The 3331-nt window shown below is 66.3% G+C and carries 3 protein-coding genes; 2 read left to right on the plus strand and 1 reads right to left on the minus strand.

Annotated features, from left to right (window positions below; genetic code table 11):
- Positions 1-59 precede the first annotated feature (59 nt).
- Both PLN84_RS08625 and PLN84_RS08630 read left to right on the plus strand, forming a co-directional pair.
- Positions 60-911 carry a S16 family serine protease gene (locus PLN84_RS08625; protein WP_292386516.1) on the plus strand — a complete coding sequence of 284 codons (852 nt, stop codon included), beginning with the start codon at positions 60-62 and terminating at the stop codon, positions 909-911.
- Positions 912-1035: 124 nt separating this feature from the next.
- Entirely contained in the window at positions 1036-2640 is a 1605-nt protein-coding gene (locus PLN84_RS08630) for a bifunctional UDP-sugar hydrolase/5'-nucleotidase (RefSeq protein WP_348532009.1), read from the plus strand.
- Between the two features lie 487 nt (positions 2641-3127).
- On the opposite strand, the gene PLN84_RS08635 is transcribed toward PLN84_RS08630, so the two are convergent.
- The coding region (locus PLN84_RS08635; RefSeq protein WP_348532010.1) for a hypothetical protein at positions 3128-3331 on the minus strand (204 nt) is incomplete at its 5' end.

The following is a 3331-nucleotide window of genomic DNA, read 5'->3' on the forward strand; positions in this document are numbered from 1 at the left end:
CGTTCCGTCCGTCGCTCTCGGAAAGGTATATATCCGGACGAATAGTATGCGGGCAGCGTATGTGGGTACGGGAGAAGACATTCGCGGTTCTGCTTGTTCTCTCGCTCGTCATGAACGTCTTCCTCCTTGCAGTCGTCCTCTGCCCGGTCGACGACCGCTCTCCGGCTGTCCCCGGATCCGGGGAGGTGACTGCCGCTCCTGCCGCAACAGCGGCTCCTCTCCCCGTAGAGAGGACGACCGGGACCGGCACGGCCTCGATGCAGGCGCCGGTCATTCTCCAGAAGATCGAGGTCGATCAGGGCAACCTGTTTCTCTTCAGGGAAGTGACTGAAGAGGGAGCGATGGTGAACGTCTCGGTCGAGGTCGTGCCCGGGAAAGGGAGGGTGCTTGTCCAGACGACGCCCCGGATGGGGATTGTCTTTCAAGATGCCGCGAACCTTGCGGTCACCCTCGCCGCCGACCACTCCCGTGCAGACCTTGCGGCGAGCGACATCATCTTCAGCATCCAGGGCCCGGAAGATGTCTCCGAGATTGACGGCCCCAGCGCGGGAGCGCTGATGACCGCACTCCTCCTCTCGGTCCTGGAGGGTTTTTCGCTCAACGAGAGCGTGACCGTGACGGGGACCATCGATGAGGACGGAAAGATCGGTCCGGTCGGCGGGATCCTCGAGAAGGCCGAGGCCGCTGCAGCGAGCGGAAAGGCCCTCCTGATCCTCTCAAGCGAGAACGACCAGGTTGTCGACCGCCGGGAGGAACCCCGAACGCTCGGCGGGCTGAGGATAACACGACAGCGCCCGGTTGTCGTGGACGCGAAAGAATACCTAGAGGAGAACACCGGTATCCGGGTGGGGTACGTGGATACTCTCGACGACCTGCTCGCCTACGTCCGTGCTCCCGCCACGGCGTCCTGACCGCTTCACGGCCGATACTTCTCTCGCACCCGATCCGGCAGCCCGGCGACGCCGACCGGGTCCCCGAACCGCCCGTCGCTCCCGATCGACGGCAATAACTCTCAGAAGCGCGAAACATCCGGTGATGAAACCCCGTTACCTGCTTGTTCTCCTCCTTGCCGTCGCCGTTGCCGGATGGCTCTTCTTCCTCCTCCCGGCCGGCGACGGGGACCCGTCAGCCGACCTCGTGGTGATCTTCACGTCGGACCTGCACGGCCAGGTGGAGCCGTACCAAAATGAGACCGGGTGCATGGTCGGTGGGATCGCCCGGATCGCCACGATATCGAGGGCGTTCGGGGCTGCCGCCGACGATGCGCTCCTCCTCTCGGCAGGCGACGACCTCACCGGGACGATGTACAGCACGTTCGGGGGCGAGCCCGAACTGCGGGCGATGACCCTCGCCGGCTACGACGCCGCCTGCCCCGGCAATCACGAGTTCGATTACGGCGCCCCCACCTACTGGAACGCGACCGATCATGCCGGGTTCCCGATCGTCTGCGCAAACCTGATCCCCTCCGGGGGCAGGGCAGTGCGGCCCTCGGCGATCCTAGATGCCGGCGGGGTGAAGGTGGGGGTCTTCGGGCTGATGACGCCCGACCTCGCCCGGGTCTCCCGGCCCGGCGACGGGGTCCGGGTCGATCCCGACCTTGCGGGGGTTGCCGCACGGACGGCGGCGGACCTCCGGGCAGAGGGAGCGGCGGTCGTGATCGCCCTCACCCACACGGGGGTGGAACTCGACCGCGAGGTCGCCCGGTCGGTTGCGGGCATCGACCTGATCGTCGGCGGGCATGACCACATCTACGCAAACGAGACGGTCGAAGGCCCCGGCGGCTGGAAGACCGTCATCGTCAGCGACGGAATGCGGGGAGAGCGGGTCGGGGTGCTCCGGTTCACCTGCACCGGGACGGGGATCACGGACCCGTCATGGGAATGGGTCTTCCTCGACGAGACCGTCCCCGCGGACCCGGCGGTGGATGCGCTCCTCGCCCCCTACCTCCCGGAGCACCGGGCGGCCGTCAACGGGACCGCGGGGGTGCTTGCAGCGCCGCTCGACCTCCGGAGGAGCGCGGTGCGGGGCGGCGAGGCGGCCGCGGGCAACCTGGTTGCCGACGCCTGGCGAGCGGCTGTCCCCGGGGCGGATATCGCGCTCGTGAACGGCGGCGGCATCCGTGGGGATACCGTCATCCCGGCCGGGCCGCTCTCCCGCGATGAGGTGGAGACGATCCTCCCCTTCCAGAACAGGCTTGTCGCCGTCAACCTGACCGGCGGGCAGATCCGGCAGGCACTGGAGATCTCCGCCGCCGCCCTCTCGGAGGAGATGAGCGGGGTCGCCTCTGGCGGGTTCCTGCAGGTGAGCGGTCTTGCCTTCACCATCGACGCGGGTGCGACGCCGTATACCGCGACCTACGACCCTGACGGCACGCCGCACGTCGTCCACCCCGGCAGCCGCGTCAGGGACGTCTCCGTGACCTCCAGCGGCACGGTGGCGCCCCTCCGGGACGGCCGCACCTACCGGGTGGTGACGAGCGAGTTTGTCGCCGGCGGCGGGGACGGTTACGCTCTCTTCGAAGGGGGGGACGTGGCCGCGCTGGGCGTCTATGACATCGACCCCGTCATCGAGTACCTGCGCGTGAACGTGCCTGCAGCCCCGGCGGTCGAGGGAAGGATCACGGTCGTCAACGCGACGTGACGGAGAGGGAGTTTGTCCCAAAACACCTTTGCCGGGAGGGGGACACCCCTTCGCGCCTGACAGTGCTCAAGCTCCCTCCGGTCGCACCTCCCCGGACCCTCACTCGAAACGCTTCGAGTTTCTCAAGCTCCTGCCCGGGACGGCAGGATCTCCCCGCGTGGCGATATGCGATGGACGGGACGTCCGGAGCAGAAGCACCAAAGAACGACGTTCCGGCAGGAACGACTGTCCGCAGGACAGGAGTTTGAGCACCGCAGGTGCGAAGGTGCGACTCCCTATGGAAAGCCATTTCACCCTTCTAGCCCAAGATCCGGTTCAGATGGCAGATCCCGTAGATACAAGTGTTTCAATCTGGGTATACCGGTGGTTCATAGATCCTTTTGGGACAACCTCAGGATATGTTTGCCCGGGTTCGACCTCGCCCCGGCCGAATCCACGTTCGTCCCGACCCCTGCTCCGGGACCCGTCCCGGCAAACGGCACTTACGTCAACCCCCCTGTACGAAGGATTTCCGTGCCGGCGTCGGGGCGGAGTGGGTCTCGACAGAGAAGATCTCCCTTGACGACGTTGCGGCATACGAACCGGTCTTCTCCGTCCCCATCGTCAGGGAAGACCGGTACACATCGTCGGTCGCTACGTCATCAGGGAAGACCGGATCAACTCGGTCATGCACACGGTCTTTTCCGTGCAG

The organism is Methanoculleus sp., assembly GCF_035363275.1.
Taxonomy (GTDB): domain Archaea; phylum Halobacteriota; class Methanomicrobia; order Methanomicrobiales; family Methanoculleaceae; genus Methanoculleus.